Origin of the sequence: Bradyrhizobium sp. CIR48, assembly GCF_014198315.1 — a bacterium.
In the GTDB taxonomy this organism is placed as follows: domain Bacteria; phylum Pseudomonadota; class Alphaproteobacteria; order Rhizobiales; family Xanthobacteraceae; genus Bradyrhizobium.
Window position 1 is genome coordinate 267862 of record NZ_JACIHG010000007.1, and the last position, 19350, is coordinate 287211.

Annotated in this window: 15 protein-coding genes, 1 tRNA gene and 1 pseudogene; 15 read left to right on the forward strand and 2 right to left on the reverse strand. The window is 64.6% G+C overall.

The genetic code is table 11. The features are described from left to right. Positions 1-230 precede the first annotated feature (230 nt). The 11 genes and pseudogenes from GGD66_RS22790 to GGD66_RS22840 all read left to right on the forward strand — a co-directional run bounded on the left by GGD66_RS22790 (position 231) and on the right by GGD66_RS22840 (position 15862). Complete coding sequence (locus GGD66_RS22790) at positions 231-3722, forward strand: indolepyruvate ferredoxin oxidoreductase family protein (protein ID WP_092260171.1); 3492 nt, start codon at positions 231-233, stop codon at positions 3720-3722. Positions 3723-3953: 231 nt separating this feature from the next. After that, positions 3954-4952 carry a hypothetical protein gene (locus GGD66_RS22795; RefSeq protein ID WP_246788956.1) on the forward strand — a complete coding sequence of 333 codons (999 nt, stop codon included), beginning with the start codon at positions 3954-3956 and terminating at the stop codon, positions 4950-4952. Positions 4953-5072: 120 nt separating this feature from the next. Next, a pseudogene (locus tag GGD66_RS22800) lies at positions 5073-5501 on the forward strand (DUF4262 domain-containing protein); the annotation flags it as partial. A 958-nt stretch (positions 5502-6459) separates the two neighbouring features. Continuing rightward, positions 6460-7617 carry a thiolase domain-containing protein gene (locus GGD66_RS22805; RefSeq protein WP_018322309.1) on the forward strand — a complete coding sequence of 386 codons (1158 nt, stop codon included), beginning with the start codon at positions 6460-6462 and terminating at the stop codon, positions 7615-7617. Further along, positions 7617-8006: a Zn-ribbon domain-containing OB-fold protein gene (locus GGD66_RS22810; RefSeq protein ID WP_018322310.1), complete on the forward strand. Its 390-nt coding sequence runs from the start codon at positions 7617-7619 to the stop codon at positions 8004-8006. Before GGD66_RS22805 ends, GGD66_RS22810 begins: the two co-directional genes overlap by 1 nt. Positions 8007-8227: 221 nt before the next feature. Beyond that, a complete protein-coding gene (locus GGD66_RS22815) occupies positions 8228-9088 on the forward strand; it encodes a MaoC family dehydratase (RefSeq protein WP_183259055.1) in 861 nt (286 codons plus the stop codon). Between the two features lie 191 nt (positions 9089-9279). Continuing rightward, positions 9280-10158 carry an SDR family oxidoreductase gene (locus GGD66_RS22820; protein WP_092260163.1) on the forward strand — a complete coding sequence of 293 codons (879 nt, stop codon included), beginning with the start codon at positions 9280-9282 and terminating at the stop codon, positions 10156-10158. Between the two features lie 129 nt (positions 10159-10287). Then, a complete protein-coding gene (locus GGD66_RS22825; RefSeq protein ID WP_183259056.1) occupies positions 10288-11241 on the forward strand; it encodes a dihydrodipicolinate synthase family protein in 954 nt (317 codons plus the stop codon). Positions 11242-11245: 4 nt separating this feature from the next. Continuing rightward, positions 11246-12061, forward strand: a complete 816-nt coding sequence (locus GGD66_RS22830) for an NUDIX hydrolase (protein ID WP_183259057.1) — start codon at positions 11246-11248, stop codon at positions 12059-12061. A gap of 79 nt (positions 12062-12140) precedes the next feature. Then, positions 12141-13055, forward strand: a complete 915-nt coding sequence (locus tag GGD66_RS22835) for a DMT family transporter (RefSeq protein WP_183259058.1) — start codon at positions 12141-12143, stop codon at positions 13053-13055. Positions 13056-13174: 119 nt separating this feature from the next. Further along, positions 13175-15862 (forward strand): PAS domain S-box protein, encoded by a 2688-nt coding sequence (locus tag GGD66_RS22840; protein WP_183259059.1) that lies wholly within the window; start codon positions 13175-13177, stop codon positions 15860-15862. A gap of 61 nt (positions 15863-15923) precedes the next feature. On the opposite strand, the gene GGD66_RS22845 is transcribed toward GGD66_RS22840, so the two are convergent. Further along, on the reverse strand, positions 15924-16277 hold the full coding sequence (locus tag GGD66_RS22845; protein WP_026202721.1) for a GrlR family regulatory protein: 354 nt from the start codon (positions 16275-16277) through the stop codon (positions 15924-15926). Between the two features lie 259 nt (positions 16278-16536). On the opposite strand from GGD66_RS22845, the gene GGD66_RS22850 reads away from it, so the two are divergent. Continuing rightward, complete coding sequence (locus GGD66_RS22850) at positions 16537-17034, forward strand: hypothetical protein (RefSeq protein WP_183259060.1); 498 nt, start codon at positions 16537-16539, stop codon at positions 17032-17034. A 42-nt stretch (positions 17035-17076) separates the two neighbouring features. Here GGD66_RS22850 and GGD66_RS22855 read toward each other — a convergent pair whose 3' ends face one another. After that, a complete protein-coding gene (locus GGD66_RS22855; protein WP_183259061.1) occupies positions 17077-17460 on the reverse strand; it encodes a VOC family protein in 384 nt (127 codons plus the stop codon). Positions 17461-17641: 181 nt separating this feature from the next. Here GGD66_RS22855 and GGD66_RS22860 point away from each other — a divergent pair, with 181 nt between their 5' ends. The 3 genes from GGD66_RS22860 to GGD66_RS22870 all read left to right on the forward strand — a co-directional run bounded on the left by GGD66_RS22860 (position 17642) and on the right by GGD66_RS22870 (position 19106). Next, positions 17642-18214 (forward strand): hypothetical protein, encoded by a 573-nt coding sequence (locus tag GGD66_RS22860; protein WP_183259062.1) that lies wholly within the window; start codon positions 17642-17644, stop codon positions 18212-18214. 160 nt (positions 18215-18374) lie between these two features. Further along, positions 18375-18875 (forward strand): hypothetical protein, encoded by a 501-nt coding sequence (locus GGD66_RS22865; RefSeq protein ID WP_183259063.1) that lies wholly within the window; start codon positions 18375-18377, stop codon positions 18873-18875. A 154-nt stretch (positions 18876-19029) separates the two neighbouring features. Next, positions 19030-19106, forward strand: a tRNA-Arg gene (locus GGD66_RS22870). The last annotated feature ends 244 nt before the right edge of the window (positions 19107-19350 follow it).

The following is a 19350-nucleotide window of genomic DNA, read 5'->3' on the forward strand; positions in this document are numbered from 1 at the left end:
TCATTTCGCCACAGTGGGGGTATGGTGACACAAATTGAAAATGCCCAACGTGTTTCAGGCCACGAAATTGCGATTTTTACCCAGGGCTCCATTTGGTCCAGATTTGTGATGCGGATCGTGAAATATCCGACATAGAGTGGCGAGATTGGTCGGCGCGCCCTAGCTAAAAACAACGGGAAGGCAACGGCTTAAGTCGGAAAGACCTGAAACAGGGCGATAAAGAGGACAGCATGGGAATCAACCAGGGTCCGATCAGTCTCGATCAAAAATACACCCAGGAAACCGGACACGTCTTCACCACGGGCATCCAGGCCCTGGTCCGCCTGCCCATGGCCCAGATCCGGCGTGACCGCGCCAGCGGCCTCAACACCGCGGGCTTCATCTCCGGCTATCGCGGCTCGCCGCTCGGCGGCTACGACCAGCAGCTCTTTGCCGCCCGCAAGCATCTCGAACAATACAACATCAAGTTCCAGCCCGGCGTGAACGAGGATCTGGCGGCCACCGCCGTCTGGGGCTCGCAGCAGCTTAACCTCTCGCCCGGCGCGAAATATGACGGGGTGGTCGGCATCTGGTACGGCAAGGGCCCCGGCGTCGATCGCTGCGGCGACGTGTTCCGCCACGGCAATGCCGCAGGCTCGGCCAAGAACGGCGGCGTGCTCTGTCTCGCCGGTGACGACCACGGCGCAAAATCCTCGACGGTCCCGCATCAGTCCGACCATGCCTTCATGTCGGCCTTGATGCCGTATCTCTATCCCTCGAGCATCCACGAGATGATCGAGATGGGCCTGCTCGGCATCGCGATGTCGCGCTATTCCGGCTGCTGGGTCGGCATGAAGGTGATCACGGAGACGGTGGAGACCACCGCCGAGATCGACCTCACCGACGAGATGAAGCCGTTCATCATCCCGACCGATTTCGAGATGCCGCAAGGCGGACTCAACCTGCGCTGGCCCGACGATCGCTTCGAGCAGGATCGGCGCTTGCAGGACTACAAGGGCTTTGCCGCGATCGCCTTTGCGCGCGCCAACAAGGTCAACCGCGTCACCATGGATTCGCCGAACGCCCGCTTCGGCATCATGGCGTCAGGCAAAAGCTATGAGGACGTCCGTCAGGCGCTGCGCGAGCTCGGCGTCACCGAAGAGGTCGCCGCCAAGATCGGCCTTCGCCTCTACAAGATCGGCATGCCCTGGCCGCTGGAGCCGGAAGGCGTGCATGAATTCGCCGTCGGCCTGGAGGAGATCTTCATCGTCGAGGAGCGCCGCGAGATCGTCGAGAACCAGGTCAAGCAGGTGTTGTTCAACTGGCGCGACGACGTGCGCCCGCGCATCGTCGGCAAGATGGACGAGCACGACAAGCGCTTTTTGACCTTCGCCGCCGAGCTCAGCGTCGCCTCGCTTGCGACCTCGCTTACCGAGCGTCTGCTTCGACTTAATCTCAATCCTGAGATTGCTTCGATGCTCCGCGCCAAGGCCGACTGGTTCAACGGCCGTCAGGCCACCCAGATGCAAGCGGTCGCCCCTGTCTCCCGCACTCCGTATTTCTGCTCCGGCTGTCCCCACAACACCTCGACGAAGGTCCCCGAAGGCAGCCGCGCGCTCGCCGGCATCGGCTGCCACTTCATGGCGCTGTGGATGGACCGCTCGACCGAGACCTTTACGCATATGGGTGGCGAGGGCGTGCCGTGGGTCGGCATCGCACCCTTCACCAACGAGAATCACATTTTCGCCAATCTCGGCGACGGCACCTATTTCCACTCGGGCCTTCTCGCCATCCGCCAGGCGGTGGCATCCAAGACCAACATCACCTATAAGATCCTCTACAACGACGCGGTGGCCATGACCGGCGGCCAGCGCCATGACGGCGATCTCTCGCCGCAGCAGATCACCCATCAGCTCCACGCCGAAGGCATCCGCGAGATCTATCTTGTCTCGGAGGCGCCCGACGCCTATCCGGCCAGCACCATCGCGCCGGGCGTGAAGCTCTATCATCGCGACGAGCTGCAGAACGTCATGAAGATGTGCCGGGAACACAAGGGCACCTCGGCGATCGTGTTCGTGCAGACCTGCGCCGCCGAAAAGCGCCGCCGCCGCAAGCGCGGCCTGATGGAAGATCCGGCGCGCCGCGTCATGATCAACCCCGCGGTCTGCGAAGGCTGCGGCGATTGCTCGGTGCAGTCGAATTGTATCTCGGTTGAGCCGCTGGAGACCGAGTTCGGTCGCAAGCGCGCCATCAACCAGTCCTCCTGCAACAAGGATTATTCCTGCCTCAAGGGCTTTTGCCCGTCCTTCGTCACCGTGGACGGCGGCAAGCCGCGCCACCGTGCGCCGGCTGAGCTTGCCGATATCGGCGCGCTGCCCGAGCCGGCCTCGCGCCCGACGCTCGACAAGCCCTATAACATCGCGGTCGGCGGCGTCGGCGGCACCGGCGTTCTCACCATCGGCGCGCTGCTCGGCATGGCCGCCCATATCGAGGGCAAGGCCTCGATGATCCTCGACATGTCCGGCCTTGCACAGAAGGGCGGGGCGGTGCTCAGCCATGTCCGCCTGTCGGATCACCCCGCGGAAGTGACCTGCTCGCGCATCGTCACCGGCACGGCCGATCTCGTGCTCGCCGCCGATGAGGTGGTCGCGGTCGCCAAGGACACGATCTCGCTCTGCGACTCCACCCGGACGCGCGGCATCATCAACAGCCACGTCATCCCCACCGCCGATTTCGTCCTCAACCGCGACTTCAACTTCCAGACCCGCAAGCTGAACGGGCTCTTGGAGACCGCGCTGCACAAGGACTCGGTGTTCTTCGATTTCACCAAGCCGGCCGAGCAGCTGCTCGGCGACAGCATCGCCACCAACATGATGATGATGGGCTACGCCTATCAGAAGGGCTTGTTCCCGCTGTCGGCGGAGTCGATCGAACAGGCGATCGAGGTCAACGGCGTCTCGATCAAGATGAACAAGGAAGCCTTCCGCCTCGGCCGGCTCGCGGTCGCCGATCCCGCACGTCTTGCCAACATGCTGAAGGGTACGGACCAGGTGGCTGCGCCCAAGACGCTGGACGCCATGAGCCTCGACGAGGTCATCGAGCACCGCGCCAAGCACCTCGCTGCCTATCAGAACAGCCGTCTCGCCAAGCGCTACCGCAAGCTGATCGACCAGGTGCGCGATGCCGCAGTGAAGGGCGGTTATGGCGATGCGCTGCCGCGCGCGGTTGCGGTGAACTACGCCAAGCTCTTGGCCTACAAGGACGAATACGAAGTCGCGCGCCTCTACACCGACGGGGCCTTCGCCCAGCAGCTCCGCGATCAATTCGAGGGCGACTTCAAATTCAGCTTCAACCTGGCGCCGCCGATCCTCGGCGGTGGCCTCGACGCGCTGGGACGCCCGAAGAAGCGCGCCTTCGGCCCCTGGATGCTGAACGTCTTCGGCGTGCTGGCGAAACTCAAATTCCTGCGCGGCACGCCGCTCGACATCTTCGGCCGCAGCGCCGACCGCAAGCTCGAACGCGACCTGATCGCCGGCTACGAGAAGGACGTCGCCACCGTGCTCGGCCTGTTGTCGCCGGTGACGATCGACACCGCGGTGGAACTGCTGTCGCTGCCCGACCGCATCCGCGGCTACGGCCCGGTGAAGGAGAAAGCGGTCGCGGACGCCAAGGCCCGCTACGCCCAACTCGCCGCGGACTTGGCCAACCCGCCGCCTGCGCCAAGGCAGATCGCGGCGGAGTAGGGCGGTCTCGTAGGGCGGATTAGCGAAGCGTAAATCCGCCACACCTATTGCCGTGGCGATCAATACGGCGGATTACGCCATCGGCTAATCCGCCGTACGCCAGCGGACGACAATTCATCCGTTTGACAAGAGTTGTGGCGCCGCGATATCAGCAACTTGCGATAGTGAGGCGCGCCGGGCGATGCGGCCCTGCGCTATGCGGGGCGATGATCGATGTCATTGCGCACTGTGTTGATCCTGTTTCTGGCCGTCGGTGTTTTGGCGGCGTTGGGGATGTTCTGGAATCAGCATGCCATCGAACGCGTCATGCGCGATGGCTATGGCACCACCGGAAAGATCATTTCGGCCAAAGTCGTCTCGCCGCGGTTTCCGTTCGTGTTTGACGGCGGCTGGCCGCGCTATGTCGACGAAAATCTGTCGATCGGATTGCAGTGGACCGGCAGGGATGGCGTCCAGCGCGAGCGCACGGGCATTGCGGTCAGTGCTGCCTATGCGGCTCGGATCATGGTTGGCAACCAGCTCAAGCTCCTGACGATTCCCATTCAGGCTGTTGACGACGATGCATCGCTTCCGGTCATTGTCGAGGATCTCGACGACCATCTGAACCATATCCGGTCCACGTCCAGGTTCATGGCGGCGGGAGCAGGCGTTTGCGCCGTGCTCCTGATGCTCGTGATCGGATGGCAGACATGGTCGGCGCGTCGAGGCGGGCCGGGGAGTGCGACGATCGCCGCCGGAGCCAGGCGTCCCTTTCCTTACATCCTCGGGACCCTGACTGCTGTGATGCTTCCATTCGGCGGCTACATGCTGGTGAACTCCTACATTGAGCAAAGCACGTTGAATGAGATCCTCGCCCATGGCGATGACGCCACCGCCGATGTGACCCGCGCCTACGGTGAGGTGAACAAGGCCGGTGAGGCCCCGAGCTATCTCGTGACGCTGGCGTGGACCGACAAGAGCGGACGACAGCAGGCCTACGGACCGACCCATATCAGCCCGGCGTTCTGGCGGCAGATCACGCGCAACGGCGTCCAGACCGTCAGACAGATCAAGATCCGCTATCTCACGGGCAGACCTGATGCGCGGCCCCTGATCGTCGACGACGCGGACGAGCGCCAACACCAGGACAGTTTTGGCGTGAAGGGAGGCGCTGTTTTTCTCGTCCTCGGCCTGATGTTCGCCGGGCTGACCGCGTTCCGTTATCGCGCGCGCCCGAGCACCGCCTCGTAGCGAAGAGTCTGTCTTTCACCCCTCGTATCGGACGAGCGAGCAACGTTCACAGCTCTTGATGCGCCTCCCGATCGGCTCGATAAGCACGAGCAGAACTTCGTCGAGAAAGTTCGCAATCACGGCTGGTTTGGCACGCATGTCTTCTCCGATGGCGAAGGACCGGGCTTCGCCTACACGACCGGATTCTGGCTGAAGTTCAGGTTTCCGGAGATGATCGTGTTTTCAATGGGACAGCAGACCGCCCAGGATACGTTCTGGACGATCTACCACGAACTCGACGCAGGACGGCGACCGCTGGTCGGCGAGCCCACGGATGCGCTGTTTGAGAATGTCGCCGCCGTGCTCCTTCCGGTGTCGTTGCAGCACTACCGCTCGCATCTCGGATGGAGCAGATGGTTCTACGGCAATGATGAGTTCGAATGCCTGCAAGTCGCGGACCCCGATCGCGACGGGCATTTTCCCAGGGCTGCGGAGGCAACCGCTGAGGCCCGTGCCGCACAGCCCGACCTGACGGAAGGCAACTGGTTGGGACGGCGCAAGGTCCCGTAGGGTGGGCAAAGGCGCGAAGCGCCGTGCCCACGACCTCGCCATGATTGCGCAAAAGACGTGGGCACGCTTCCGCCTTCGCTCTCCGAGCTACGGCGGACAAGTCGCTTTGCCCACCCTACGACACCACCCCTTGTGTTACCGCCGGGCGAAACATCCAAGAGACGAGTCAATCCCCGCGCGCAAAAACATTCCACTTTACCGAAATTCGGAATTGTCGTATCGGTCCACCACCTCATCCCTCAAGAGGGGCGTATCGCGATCGTCACGAAACGCGGGGTGAGCGGCGGTGGACGCGGGCTGCGTCGCGCGGGCGATTGTCTCGTGCACGACGGGCGCGGTCTCGCGTACGGCAAAATCGTGTGGTCCTGACGCCCGCAGGCTGGCGTCAAGTCTTGCGAGTAATTGCAAGGCGACGGGGGCAATAGTGCATCGCTCCCCGGGGAGAGCACGACATAAGCCGTAAAGCCACTGCGCAGGGAAGGCCGGATGTTTGGCTGCACCTGTATGCCGCTGTGCATCTGTTCTTCGCGCAATCGCGCACAGCGGACCGTGGGTGCCCAGCCGGCACCCGGTCTTCCCTGCGCCCTCTGTTCAAGGAGGGAGCGAGACGGAAGCAAAGCTCGGGCGAGATGGGCCGCGAGGATGTGGGGGTGTGTCTGCGATGTGAGAGCGAGCCGGTCATCTAGACCGTCACCCTGAGGCGCTCGCCTCTTCGGCAAGCCTCGAAGGGCGACGGCCCGGCTGTCGCTGCGCGGGCGTCGAGATAGCTTGGCCGTGCATCCTTCGAGGCTCCTGATGGGCGCGCTGCGCCCCATCACTCGCACCTCAGGATGACGGGATTGGGAGTTGCGCCGACCCGCTGCTCTCTCGCGGGGCGGAATATTTCCGCGCTTGCCAATCTGCCCAGTGCGGTTCAGAAAAACGGGGCAATTAAGAAACGCCAGCGGAGACCTGAAGTTTGACCATCAAGGGCAAGGCCTACATTGCCGGGATCTACGAACACCCGACCCGGCATGCGCCGGACAAATCCACCGCCCAGCTCCACGCCGAGGTCGCCAAGGGCGCGATCGAGGATGCCGGGATCAGCAAGGACGATGTCGACGGCTATTTCTGCGCGGGCGATGCGCCCGGCGGCGCCTGGCCGATGGTCGACTATCTCGGCCTGAACACCAAGAAGCTCCGCCACGTTGACTCCACCGAGACCGGCGGCTGTTCCTACATCATCCATCTCGGCCATGCCGCCGAGGCGATCGCGGCGGGCAAGTGCTCGATCGCGCTGATCACACTTGCCGGCAAGCCGCGCACCGGTGTGATGCCGCCGCGTGCGGCCGGTGCCGAGGTCGATTTCGAATCCGCTTACGGGGCGACCACGCACAATGCCTATGGCATGTGTGCCATGCGCCATATGCACGACTACGGCACAACTTCAGAGCAGCTCGCCTGGATCAAGGTCGCGGCCTCGCATCACGCGCAATACAATCCGCATGCGATGCTCAAGGACGTCGTCACCGTCGAGGATGTCCTGAACTCGCCGATGATCTCCGATCCGCTGCATCGTATGGATTGCTGCGTCGTCTCCGACGGCGGCGGCGCGCTGATCGTGACGACGCCGGAGATCGCCAGGAGCCTGAAGAAGCCATTGGTCAAGCTGATCGGTCATGGCGAGGCGATGAAGGGCCCGCGCGGCGGCAAGGATCTCGATCTCACTTACTCCGCCGGCATCTGGTCCGGCCCGCGTGCGTTCGAGGAAGCCGGCATCACGCCGAAGGACATCAAATACGCCTCGATCTATGACAGCTTCACCATCACGGTGCTGATGCAGCTCGAGGATCTCGGCTTCTGCAAGAAAGGCGAGGGCGGCAAGTTCGTCGCCGACGGCAATCTGATCTCGGGCGTCGGCAAGCTGCCATTCAACACCGACGGCGGCGGCCTCTGCAGCAACCATCCGGTCAACCGCGGCGGCATGACCAAGATCATCGAGGCCGTGCGGCAGCTGCGCGGCGAGGCGCATCCGAAGGTGCAGGTCAAGAATTGCGATCTCGCCATCGCTCACGGCACCGGCGGCCTTTTGGGAGTTCGCCACGCCGCCTCGACGGCCATTCTGGAGCGCGTGTGATGAGCGAGACGAAGAAATATCCGGCACCGGTCACGAACCCCGAGACCGCCGCGTTCTGGGATGCGGCGAAGCAGGGCAAGTTCATGATCAAGCGCTGCACGGCGTGCGGCGAAGCGCACTATTTCCCGCGCTCGATCTGCCCGTTCTGCTACTCCGACAAGACGGTGTGGGAGGAAGCCTCGGGCGAGGGGACGATCTACACCTGGAGCCTGATGCGGAAGTCGCCGACCGGCCCCTACGCCATCGGCTACGTCACGCTGAAGGAGGGGCCGTCGGTGCAGACCAATTTCGTCGACTGCGATCTGGAGAAGCTCAAGATCGGCCAGAAGGTGAAAGTGGTGTTTAAGCCGACGGATGGCGCGCCACTGCCGTTCTTCACGCCTGCCTGACACGAAGCAAGATGTAACCCTCTACCCTTGTGGGAGAGGGTGGCAGCCGAAGGCTGCCGGGTGAGGGGTCTCTCTCCGCACGAGAAGTGTCAATGCGGAGCCAACCCCTCACCCAAGTGACTTTGTTGCAAGAGCGGTGCTGCCCTCTCCCACAAGGGGAGAGGGCACATTCATGGGCATCGCCGCCTGCGGATAAGAAACTCGGGAGGAAGACAAACAACATGTCCGCCAGATACGAAGAGCTCAAAGGACTGAAAAACCTCGGCCAGAAATACGCCTACACCGATCGCGAGGTGATGCTCTACGCCTACGGCATCGGGCTCGGCGCCGATCCGATGGACGAGAATGAGCTCGCCTTCGTCAACGAGGGCACGCTGACGCCGCGGCCGCTCAAGGTGGTGCCGACATTCGCGTCCGTCGCGGCGTGGGGCGCGGGTCCCGGCGAGATGAACCTCAACCGCGTCATGGTGGTCGATGGCGAGCGCGACATCACCTTCCACCAGCCGCTGCCGGTCGCCGCGCACATCACGGCCGACTCTTCCGTCGTCGAAGTCTACGACAAGGGCAAGGACAAGGGCGTCGTCATCGCGCACCAGACCGTGCTGAAGAACGAGAAGGGCGAGAAGCTCGCGACCCTCGTCGCCTCGCGCTTCGCCCGCGGCGACGGCGGCTTTGGCGGGCCGAGCCTGACCCAGCCCGATCCGCACAAGATCCCGTCACGCGCACCCGACAAGACCATCGACATCACCACGCGCCCCGACCAGGCGCTGGTCTATCGCCTCTGCGGCGACCGCAACCCGCTGCATAGCGATCCCGAGTTCGCCAAGAAGGCCGGCTTTCCGCGTCCGATCCTGCACGGCATGTGCACCTACGGCATCACCTGCCGCGGCGTGCTGCAGACCTACGCCGACTACGACGCGAGCGCCTTCCGCCAGCACGTCGCGCGGTTCTCCTCGCCGGTCTATCCCGGCGAGACCGTGACCATGGACCTCTGGAAGGACGCCAACGTGATCTCGTTCGAAGCCAAGGTGAAGTCGCGCGGTGTCACCGTGATCAAGAACGGCAAGACGGTACTGGGTTAGGCGGACACTGGTGCTTCACTCCATCGCCCCGCTTGCGGGGAGAGGGTGGGGTGAGGGGGAGTTTCCCCGGGGACAGTGACAGTTGAGCTCGCGGAGGCTCCCCCTCACCCTGAAATCAAGCTGCGCTCGATTTCAGGCCTCTCCCCGCACGCGGGAAGAGGCGAAGAAAAACAAAACAGGGAGAAGCCACCATGGGACTACTCGACGGCAAGGTCGCGCTGATCACCGGCGCGGGCGGCGGGCTCGGTGAGGCCTACGCGAAGCTGTTTGCGCGGGAAGGGGCCTCGGTCGTCGTCAATGACCTCGGCGGTCCCCGTGACGGCTCCGGCGCCGACAAGTCGATGGCGCAACTCGTGGTGGACGCGATCAAGGCCGAAGGCGGCAAGGCGATCGCCAACGGCGCCGACATCTCCACCATGGAGGGCGGCCAGTCGGTGTTCGACGACGCCATCAAGCATTTCGGTCGCGCCGACATCCTGGTCAACAATGCCGGAATCCTGCGCGACCAGACCTTTCACAAGGCTTCCGAAGCCGACTGGGACAAGGTCATCAAGGTGCATCTGAAGGGTACCTTTTGTTGCACCATGCCGGTGTTTCGCTGGATGCGGGAAAATGGCGGCGGCGTCATCGTCAACACCGCCTCGACCTCGGGCCTGATCGGCAATTTCGGCCAGACCAATTACGGCGCGGCCAAGGGCGGCATCTGGGGCCTGTCCAACGTGCTGGCGATCGAGGGCCGCAAGTACAACATCCGGATCTGGACGCTGGCCCCGGGCGCCCTGACCCGCATGACCGCAGACCTGCCCCGCTATAAGGAGAACCCCTCCGCGGCGCTGGGGCCGGACGGCATCGCGCCGGCCGTGCTATACATGGTCAGCGACTTGTCGGGCGACCAGACCGGCAAGGTGCTGGGTGTGTCCGGGCCCCGCGGCGTGCGCGAGATGCGGATGATGGAAATGGAAGGCTGGAAACCGCCGCACACGGGCTGGAAGGCCCAGGACATCGCCGATCACGCCAAGGAGATCTTCTTCTCCGAGGAGCAGATCAAGATGGGTGCGCGGCGGTTTTAGGCTGTTGTTGTCGTTCCGGGGCGATGCAAAGCATCGCACCCGGAACCTCGAGATTCTCAGGTGCGCAATTGCGCACCGGAGTTCGGCTCTGCGAGCCGCCCCGGAATGACGAACAGAGACGAGGACTAAATGAACCTGACCGCCGACGCCAAGGGCACTTTCGCAATCGCGCCGACGCCGTTCCACGACGACGGCCGGATCGACGAGCGCTCGATCGACCGCCTGACCGATTTCTACGAGGAGGTTGGCTGCGACGGCGTCACGGTGCTGGGCATCCTCGGCGAGGCGCCGAAGCTGGACGCGGCCGAGGCGGAGCAGGTGGCGGTGCGCTTCGTCAAGCGCGCCAAGAAGATGCAGGTGATCGTCGGCGTCTCCGCGCCGGGCTTTGCCACCATGCGCTCGCTGGCGAAGGCCTCGATGGACGCGGGTGCGGCCGGCGTCATGATCGCCCCGCCGCCGTCGCTTCGGACCGACGACCAGATCGTCGGCTATTTCAAGCAGGCGGCGGAAGCGATCGGGCCGGATGTTCCCTGGGTGCTCCAGGACTATCCGCTGACGCTCTCGGTGGTGTTCACCCCCGCCGTGATCCGCAAGATCGTCATGGACAATTCGAACTGCGTGATGCTCAAGCACGAGGATTGGCCAGGCCTGGAGAAGATCACGACGCTTCGCGGCTTCCAGAAGGACGGCTCGCTCCGTCAGCTCTCGATTCTCTGCGGCAATGGCGGCACGTTCCTGGACTTCGAGATGGAGCGCGGCGCCGACGGCGCCATGACCGGCTACGCCTTCCCGGAGCTTCTGATCGACGTCGTCAACCTCTCCAAGGCCGGCAAGCGCGATGCCGCGCATGACCTGTTCGACGCGCATCTGCCGCTGATCCGCTACGAGCAGCAGCCCGGCGTCGGCCTGACCATCCGCAAATACGTGCTGCAGAAGCGCGGCATCATCGCCTCCAGCGCCCAGCGCAAGCCCGGCGCGTCCATCACGGCGACGGCGAAGGCCGAGGTCGAGTACCTGCTGTCGCGCGTCGCCCGTGTCGACAAGCGCGCCAATCTCGGCCCGCAATCCAGCGCCGCAGGTTAGTTGGATGACCGAGACATCAGCATCACGCCCGGCGTCGACGATCCTCCTGCTCCGTGATGGCGCCAAGGCCGACGGCAAGGGGCGCGGCGAAATCGAAGTCTTCATGATGGTCCGCCATCATCAGATCGAGTTCAACTCGGGCGCGCTGGTGTTTCCCGGCGGCAGCGTCGATGCTGGCGACAACGAGATCGTTGCGCGCTCCGACCTGTATTCGGGCGGTGAAGGCCTCAGCGAGGCGGATCGCGGTTTTCGCATCGCTGCGATCCGCGAGACCTTTGAGGAGAGCGGCATCCTGCTGTCGCGGTCGAAGGGGACGGGCGCGCCTGTCGATGCCAGGCGAGCCGGCGAGATCGCCGACAAGCACCGCGTCGCGCTCAACGAGCACAAGGTCAGCTTCCTGAGCATCCTGGCCGACAACGACCTTCAGCTCGCGCTCGACACGCTGGTGCCTTACGCGCACTGGATCACGCCGGAGGGCATGCCCAAGCGCTTCGATACCTGGTTCTTCCTTGCGGCGGCGCCACCCGATCAGCTCGGCGCCCATGACGGAAGGGAGTCGACCGATTCGATCTGGGTCTCGCCGCGCGAGGCGGTGGAGGGCGGCGAGAGCGGCCGCTTCAAGCTGCCGTTCCCGACCACGCGCAATCTGATTCGCCTTGCGAAACAGGGCAGCGTGAAAGACGCGCTCGACCATGCCCGCGGCATGTCGATCATCACGGTGATGCCTGTCATGACCAAGACCGAAACCGGCCGCCAGCTGCGCATTCCTCGCGAGGCCGGCTATGACGGCGAGGTGTTCGAGGTCGGGGCGGTGGGCTAATACACTTCGACACGTAACGAACTATCTGCGATCGCAGACGCGCTAGGTTCCGTCCTGACAACGGGACGGACCGCGCGAAATGGACAGCCGGCAGGACACCAACATCGCCGTCGAGCTGGCACTCCTGGTCGCGCTCGCAACGCTGTGGGGCGGCTCCTACACTTTCATCAAGCTCGGCGTTGCCACCATTCCCCCGATTACCTTGATCGCGGCGCGGACCACGATCGCAGGCCTCCTGTTGCTCGCCGTGATGTGGGCGCGCGGCATCAGGATGCCCACGGACGCAGCGACCTGGCAGCGCTTCGCCTTCCAGGCCGTGCTCAACAGCGTCATCCCCTGGACGCTGATCGCCTGGGGCGAGCGCCATGTCGATGCCGCGCTCGCCACCATCCTCAACTCGGCCGGCCCGATCTTCACCTTCCTGCTCACGGCGGTCGTCACCCGCCACGAGGCGACGAGCCCGCGAAAGCTGTTCGGCGTCATCGCCGGCATGGCCGGCATCCTGCTGATCGTCGGCGTCGATGCGTTCCACGACATCGGCAGCGGTCTCCTCGCGGAGGCGGCCATCGTCGCCGCCACCATCTGCTACGCCTGCGCCGCGATCTTCGGCCGCAGCTTCAAAGGCCTCGACCCAATGGCGCCCGCAGCCGGCTCGCTGCTGGCCGGGGCCGCCGTCCTGATCCCGGCCTCGCTCGCGGTCGAGCAGCCCTGGACGCTGTCGCCGTCGCCCAGCTCGGTTGTGGCGCTCATCGCGCTCGCATTGTTCTCGACGGCGGCGGCGTTTGCGATCTATTTCCGCCTGATCCAGACCCTGGGCTCGGTCGGCACCACCGCGCAGGCCTATCTGCGGGTGCCGATCGGGGTCGCCATCAGCGTCGCCTTGCTCGGCGAGAGCCTGAGCCGGACCGCCTGGATCGGGCTTGCCTGCGTCGTCCTCGGCGTCGCCGCCATGACGATCCCGGCCCGGCGGCAGGCAAGCGTCAAACCGTCATAGATCGGACAAGGGGGCTCCGAGGCCAATATTAAGGATAAACGGCGGCCCGAGGCATGTTTCCCCGGGGCCGCAATACGTCGTATATTGGGCCTCCAAATATCCCGGTCCCTCAAAGCCCAATGTCCGCCGAATTGACGCCGACCCCTGAGAAAAAGCGAACATTCTCGCTCTCCATCGGCCAGCTCACTTTCGGCAGCTTCCTGTTGGTGCTGGCGGTGATCATCGTCACGTCGACCGCGAGCGTGATCGCGATCCGGCACATCGATACGACCTTCGCCGAGCTGCAGCGGCTCCAGAGCGTCGGCGACCTCGCCGAGGACATCGATCGCCGCATGAACGAGCTGCGGCTCGCCGCGCGCGACTTCGTCACCGATCCCGGCGCCGGCATCCAGTTCAAGCAGGTCGGCGAGGCGGCCTCGACCCTCAGCGACATCCTGAAGAAGACCCGCATCGAGCTCGCGCCCGAGCAGCAGGACATGATCGACGGGGTGACCGAGCGGCTCGCGACCTATCGGACCGGCCTCGAGCGGATCTCGACCCTGATCGACCGCCGCGCCCAGCTGCTCGCCGGCCTGCCGCCGCTGCGCGAACAGTTCGATGCGGCCGTCTCCGGCACCGCCGACCGTGAGCTGGCCTCGCGCCTGTCGGAGGCGCAGAGCCGGATCGCGCTCGGGTTGCTCGCGCGCAACCCGTCAGCGGCGGAGCAGGCCGCGCAGAACATGCGGGGATTGAATATTGCCGATGCCAAGCTGAAATCGGCGGTGAACGATTACGCCGAGGCCATCATGGCCGTGGCCGTCCGCGAGCGGCAGATCGCCGACATCGACCGCGAGGTGCTGGGAACCGAGGGCCGGCTGATCGGCCGTGTCACCGAATTGCTGCGCGAGGTCAGTGATCGGCGCGGCCACGTGCTGTCGCGCGACTTTGCCCGGACGCTGACGGAAGCGCGATGGCAGAGCATCGTGCTCGGCACCATCGGCGTGCTGATCGGCATCGGCGCTGCCTTGTTCGTGGTGCGCAGGACGGTGCGTCCGCTCGCCCAGATCGCCCGCTCGATCCGCGCGCTTGCGGCGGGCCGGAAGGACACCTCGATCCCGTCCGCCGACCTCGACAACGAGATCGGCGACATCGCCCGCGCAGCCGAAGTGTTCCGCCGCGCGCTGGAGGAGGCCGACACGGCGCGGGAGGCGGCGGTGCGCGCTCTCACCGAGCAGCGGCTCGCCGAAGAGAGCTACCGGAAACTGTTCGAGGGATCGGTCGACGGCATCTACGTCACGACGCCCTCCGGCGATCTCCTCAACGCCAATCCGGCGCTGGCGCGGATGATGGGCTATGACAGCCCGCAGCATCTCATCGACAGCATCAACGACATCGCCCACACCATCTACGTCCATCCCGAGGCACGCGTCGAATACCAGCGGCTGATGGCGCGCGATGGCATGGTGCGCGAGTTCGAGTACCAGGTGCGCCAGCGCAGCGGCAACATCCTGTGGCTCTCCGACAGCGCCACCGGCGTGCGGGACGAAGCGGGCAACATCGTCCGCTACGAGGGCACGCTGCGCGACATCACCGACCAGAAGCGGGCGGAAGACGCCATCGCTGAAGGCCGGCGCCTGCTCCAGCAGGTCATCGACACCGTGCCCGCGGTGATCAACGTCAAGGATCGCGACCTGCGCTATGTGCTGATGAACCGCTACATGGCCGGCATCTTCGGCATCGAACCCGGCGACGCGCTCGGCCGCACCACGGCCGACCTGATGTCGCGCTATGGCGCGGCCAAGTCCGACGAGAGCGACAAGCGGGTGCTCAAGCTTCGAAAAGGCCTCGGCTTCTACGAGGAGGAATACAAGGACGCCTCCGGCAACATGCGGCAATGGCTGGTCAACAAGCTGCCGCTGCTCGATGCCGAGGGCGAGATCGAGCGGATCGTCACCGTCGCGCTCGACATCGGCGAGCGCAAGCGCGGCGAGCAGGAGATGCGCAAAGCCAAGGAGTCCGCCGAGACGGCGCTGCGCAATCTGCGCGAGACCCAGGCGTCGCTGATCGAGGCCGAGAAGCTCGCCGCGCTCGGGCGCCTCGTCGCCGGCGTCGCCCACGAGGTCAACAATCCCGTCGGCATCAGCCTCACGGTCGCCTCCGCGCTGGAGCGCAAGACCGCGATGTTCACCGCCGAGGTCGAGCGGGGCGAGCTGCGCCGCTCCACGCTCAACGACTTCCTCAGCACCAGCCGCGACGCATCCTCGCAGCTCGTCTCCAATCTCAACCGCGCAGCCGAGCTGATCCAGTCGTTCAAGCAGGTCGCCGCCGACCGCAACTATTCGGACCAGCGCAGCTTCGATCTCGGCGACCTCACCGAGCAGGTGGTGATGAGTCTGAGGCCGGGCCTGCGCAAGCACAATCTGACGCTCAACGTCGAGTGCCAGCCGGATCTGACCATGAACAGCTATCCGGGCCCGTACGGCCAGGTGCTGACCAATCTGTTTCTCAATTCGGTGGCGCACGCCTTCCCGGACGGCCGGCCGGGGACGATCGACATCCAGGTGCGCGAGTCCGGCAAGGACAATGTCGAGATCATCTTCTCCGACAATGGCTGCGGCATGTCGCTCGACGTCCGTCGCCGCGCCTTCGATCCGTTCTTCACGACGCGGCGCGACCAGGGCGGCACCGGTCTTGGACTGCACATCGTCTACAGCATCGTCACCAACCGGCTCGGCGGGCGGCTCGATCTCGATTCCGAACCGGGCAGCGGCACCCGCATCCAGATCATCCTGCCGCGCACGGCGCCGCTGGAGCAGGCTGCCGAGTAGCTTCTATTGTTTGAGCATGATCTTTTCGGAAAACCGCAGCACACTTTTCCGGATCATGCTCCTAATCAGCTTCAGCAAGCTTGTGCAGCGTTGCGCCGAAAATCAGGCTGGCCTTGCCGACCAGCGCCGTGCCCGTCATTTCCGCGCGCGTGTCCGTGTAGGTCCCGCTGACGCCGATACCCACGGGAGCAGGACCGCCGAACAGCGGATTGTCGTCGCCGCGCGGCGAGGTGTGTCGTTGCACCAGCACCTCACCTTTGAAGGTGGTGTCGTCCTTCACCACGTAGCTGCCGGTGTAATAGAGGTAGGCGTCGCCGCCAAGGATCTTGCCGTCGCGAAAAAGGATCACGCCGCTGCCCTTGCCGGCTCGACCATCGAGCAGGGTCACGTGAATCGAGTAGAGACCGTTTTTCATAACGTCCCGCAGGCCGGCCGCCATCGCCCAATGGCGTAACCGGTCCCGCTTTTATGCCAAAGCGCATCCTCTCGCGCAACGCGGCAGTTTGCCGGCCGACCACGGGAAGTTGTCGCCGCGAGCCGTAGTTGTCCCGGCTTGTGCGTGACGCCGTCATGACGGTCTGATGATGAGGCGAGGCCGGCCGCCTGCGAATCAGGGTTGGCCCGCGAAATGCATAACCATTGTTGCACTGGCCGCGGGGTGCTGGAGCAAGACGATGAGCAACTGGATCGATTCCGGCGGCGATGAGCCGTGTCTGTACAGTGCGCGTCCCACCAATTGCAAAAGCGAACGACGGCGTTCCAGCAGCGCAACACGCTGGCGAAGCGTGACGCGGCTGGCAGGCGCCCTGGTCCTGGTTGCACTCGCAGCCCCCTTCGGGCACGCGCGCGACCGCGGCCAGTTCGTCAACACCAATGCCGATCTGAAGGCCTGGTTCGATGGCCTGCGCAGCGGCAAGGGGCCATGCTGCTCCGATGCCGACGGTTCGGCGCTCGCGGACACCGACTGGGACAGCAAGGACGGGCACTATCGTGTCCGCCTCCCGCGCTATGGCTCCAGGCTCGAAGGGCAGCCGCAGGAACTCGTCTGGGTCGACGTTCCCGAGGAAGCCCTGATCTCCGAGCCCAACCGGGTGGGGCGCACCATGGTATGGCCGATCTACGGCTATATGGGCGTCAGCATTCGCTGCTTCATGCCCGGCAGCATGACGTAGCCGCGCCGGCTGCGTGTCGCCTCTGGTGAGGCGCTCGCCGGATCAGGTGTATTTCTTGTCGCGCTCGAGCAGCTCGATGGAGATGCCTTCGGGGCCGCGGATGAAGCAGATGCGCACGCCGGGCCGGATCGTGGTCGGCTCGCGCGTGAACGTGACGCCCTTGGCCTTGATCTCGGCCGCAACGGCGTCGATGTCCTTCACCGTCAGGCCAAAATGGTCGAGACCCTGGTGCGGGTGCGGAGGCGGCGGGTTGACGGCGTTGTCGCCCTCGAGCGGCGCGATGAAGATCCTGGCGCCGCCCAGATTCACGTCGATCCGTCCCGGCGCATGCACGACCTCGCCACCAAGGATGTCCCGCAGCCAGGCCGCCGTGGCCTCCGGATCGGGGCTGCGCAGATGGACGTGATCCCAAGTGACGACTGGCATTTCAATTCTCCCAACGGGCCTTCGGCGATGTTGCAGCGCATGTTAGCGGCGGCGGGCGGTGATCGCCACTGTCCTTGCCGATTCGCAACTGCGCGGGAACCTTAGTTCCTGTTCCGGATTAAGGTAAGCAGTGGCGGGGTCCGTCGTTGAATGGGCTTTGGCCGCGATCGGTGATGCAACCATGAACGCCAGGCTCGGCCGGATCGGATTGAGGCGCTTCGCCGGGACCGGCGAACGAGTGGCGCGGGCCGTGACAATTGCGAGCGTCTCATTTGGCCGCAGCCTTCTGTGGCTGATGGCGGCCATCATTGTCGGCTGCGGCGTCTGGATGCTGCTGCCTCTGTCCAAGGGAAACAGTGCTGAGCCGGTGAAGGCGGAGCTGGCGGCCGTCGAGGCGGCTCCTTCGGCCGATGCGGCCGCAGCGTTGTCGCCGGTCTCGGAAGCCCAGGCACCGGCGATGGCAGACCTCGGTCGTCTCAGGATTTCATCGCAGACCTGGCGCCGCGGCGGCCTTGGCTCGAGAGCCCTGGTGACGTTCACGCTGCGAAACGACAACGACTATGCCGTAAAGGATGTCGAGATCGTCTGCGCGTTTGCGCGGCGCGACGGCAGTCATCTCACCAACCGCAGCCGCGTGCTGGCGGATCCGGTCAGCATGAAGAGCCGCAAGACCTTTGCGCATATCCCCGTGGGCTTCATCAACGTGAATGCCGATCAGGCGAAATGCTCGCTGGTTGCAGCACGCCGTGCTTAACGGCGGAATGTTCCGGTAGCGGAAAAGTTACCCTCATTGGTCCTTGGCGAAAAAACCTCGCATCGCCATTTGAACCGAAGGGCCGGGCCAGGAACCAAATAAGAGATCGCCTGTTGAGGCGGAGAGCCCACGCGGGGATGCGGGGGGCGGAGCGCGGCCAATGCCCATCTTTCGATATTTCACCTTTGTCGGTGGAGCTTTGCTTGCACTGTTGTTCGCGGTGAATTTCGCTTTCCCGGCGGCGCCCGTGGCGCAAGCCGTTGCGACCGTAAGCAACGATCAGCCCCTGATCCGAATCCGGTCCGATCGGCACCTGCCTGAGCGCGTCGTGCTCGACACCAGCCAGCCAACGATTGCCGCGCCGGCTGTGAAGACCGCCGCGGTTGTGGCTCCCCAGCCGCCTGTGCAGGAGGCCCAGTCGGCGGCCTTGGCCGAGCTGTCAGCCAAGGCGCGGGTGCGCGAGACCTTCGCCCAGTTCACGCCTGGTTCGAAGGCCGACGCCGCCAAGAAGCCGGAGGTCCAGGCTCAGCCGAAGCGTAAGGTCGCCAGAGCGCATCCGGCCCCGCAATATGGTGGGCCGCAGTATGGTGGGCCACAGTATGGCCGGCCGATGATGGTGGCACAGCAGCCGCATTTCGGCCTCTTCAACACAACCTGGTGACAAGCCGGCTGTGACCCGCCTCGATCGAGGCGGGAAGGGCTTTTTATTGGCCAGCCTCTCTGCTAATTCGAACCCATCCGAACGCCGCCCGGTGCGCTGGCTCGCCAGCAACGGTCCGGTGTTTCGCGGTTACGGCCCAATCCCTGGGCCAAGGGCGCTCGTAGCTCAGCTGGATAGAGCATCGGATTTCGATTCCGAGGGTCGGAGGTTCGAATCCTTCCGAGCGCGCCATTTGCCTCTCGAGAGCTGCCCTGATCAATCCTGACACCTCCAGAGCGCCAGATCTAATTCATCGATCCGAAGCACAACGGTCCTCGCAGTCGAAGTGGGGCGGCTTGATCTTGCGCGCGGTTTTGACGATCCACGGGTAGCGTAGGTGTAATCGCCTTGGTCTTCGGGCGGACATCGTCGCCCTCCTGGGGCCAGAGAGGCACAACGACCGCTTTGGTGGGCGATGCGAATTCGAACATTGAGG

Coding starts and splice junctions, on each gene's coding strand:
- GGD66_RS22835 (WP_183259058.1), top strand. CDS start 12,141: ATGGACAGCCGGCAGGACACCAACATCGCCGTCGAGCTGGCACTCCTG.
- GGD66_RS22825 (WP_183259056.1), top strand. CDS start 10,288: ATGAACCTGACCGCCGACGCCAAGGGCACTTTCGCAATCGCGCCGACG.
- GGD66_RS22810 (WP_018322310.1), top strand. CDS start 7,617: ATGAGCGAGACGAAGAAATATCCGGCACCGGTCACGAACCCCGAGACC.
- GGD66_RS22830 (WP_183259057.1), top strand. CDS start 11,246: ATGACCGAGACATCAGCATCACGCCCGGCGTCGACGATCCTCCTGCTC.
- GGD66_RS22815 (WP_183259055.1), top strand. CDS start 8,228: ATGTCCGCCAGATACGAAGAGCTCAAAGGACTGAAAAACCTCGGCCAG.
- GGD66_RS22840 (WP_183259059.1), top strand. CDS start 13,175: ATGTCCGCCGAATTGACGCCGACCCCTGAGAAAAAGCGAACATTCTCG.
- GGD66_RS22865 (WP_183259063.1), top strand. CDS start 18,375: ATGCCCATCTTTCGATATTTCACCTTTGTCGGTGGAGCTTTGCTTGCA.
- GGD66_RS22850 (WP_183259060.1), top strand. CDS start 16,537: ATGAGCAACTGGATCGATTCCGGCGGCGATGAGCCGTGTCTGTACAGT.
- GGD66_RS22820 (WP_092260163.1), top strand. CDS start 9,280: ATGGGACTACTCGACGGCAAGGTCGCGCTGATCACCGGCGCGGGCGGC.
- GGD66_RS22790 (WP_092260171.1), top strand. CDS start 231: ATGGGAATCAACCAGGGTCCGATCAGTCTCGATCAAAAATACACCCAG.
- GGD66_RS22855 (WP_183259061.1), bottom strand. CDS start 17,460: ATGCCAGTCGTCACTTGGGATCACGTCCATCTGCGCAGCCCCGATCCG.
- GGD66_RS22860 (WP_183259062.1), top strand. CDS start 17,642: ATGAACGCCAGGCTCGGCCGGATCGGATTGAGGCGCTTCGCCGGGACC.
- GGD66_RS22845 (WP_026202721.1), bottom strand. CDS start 16,277: ATGAAAAACGGTCTCTACTCGATTCACGTGACCCTGCTCGATGGTCGA.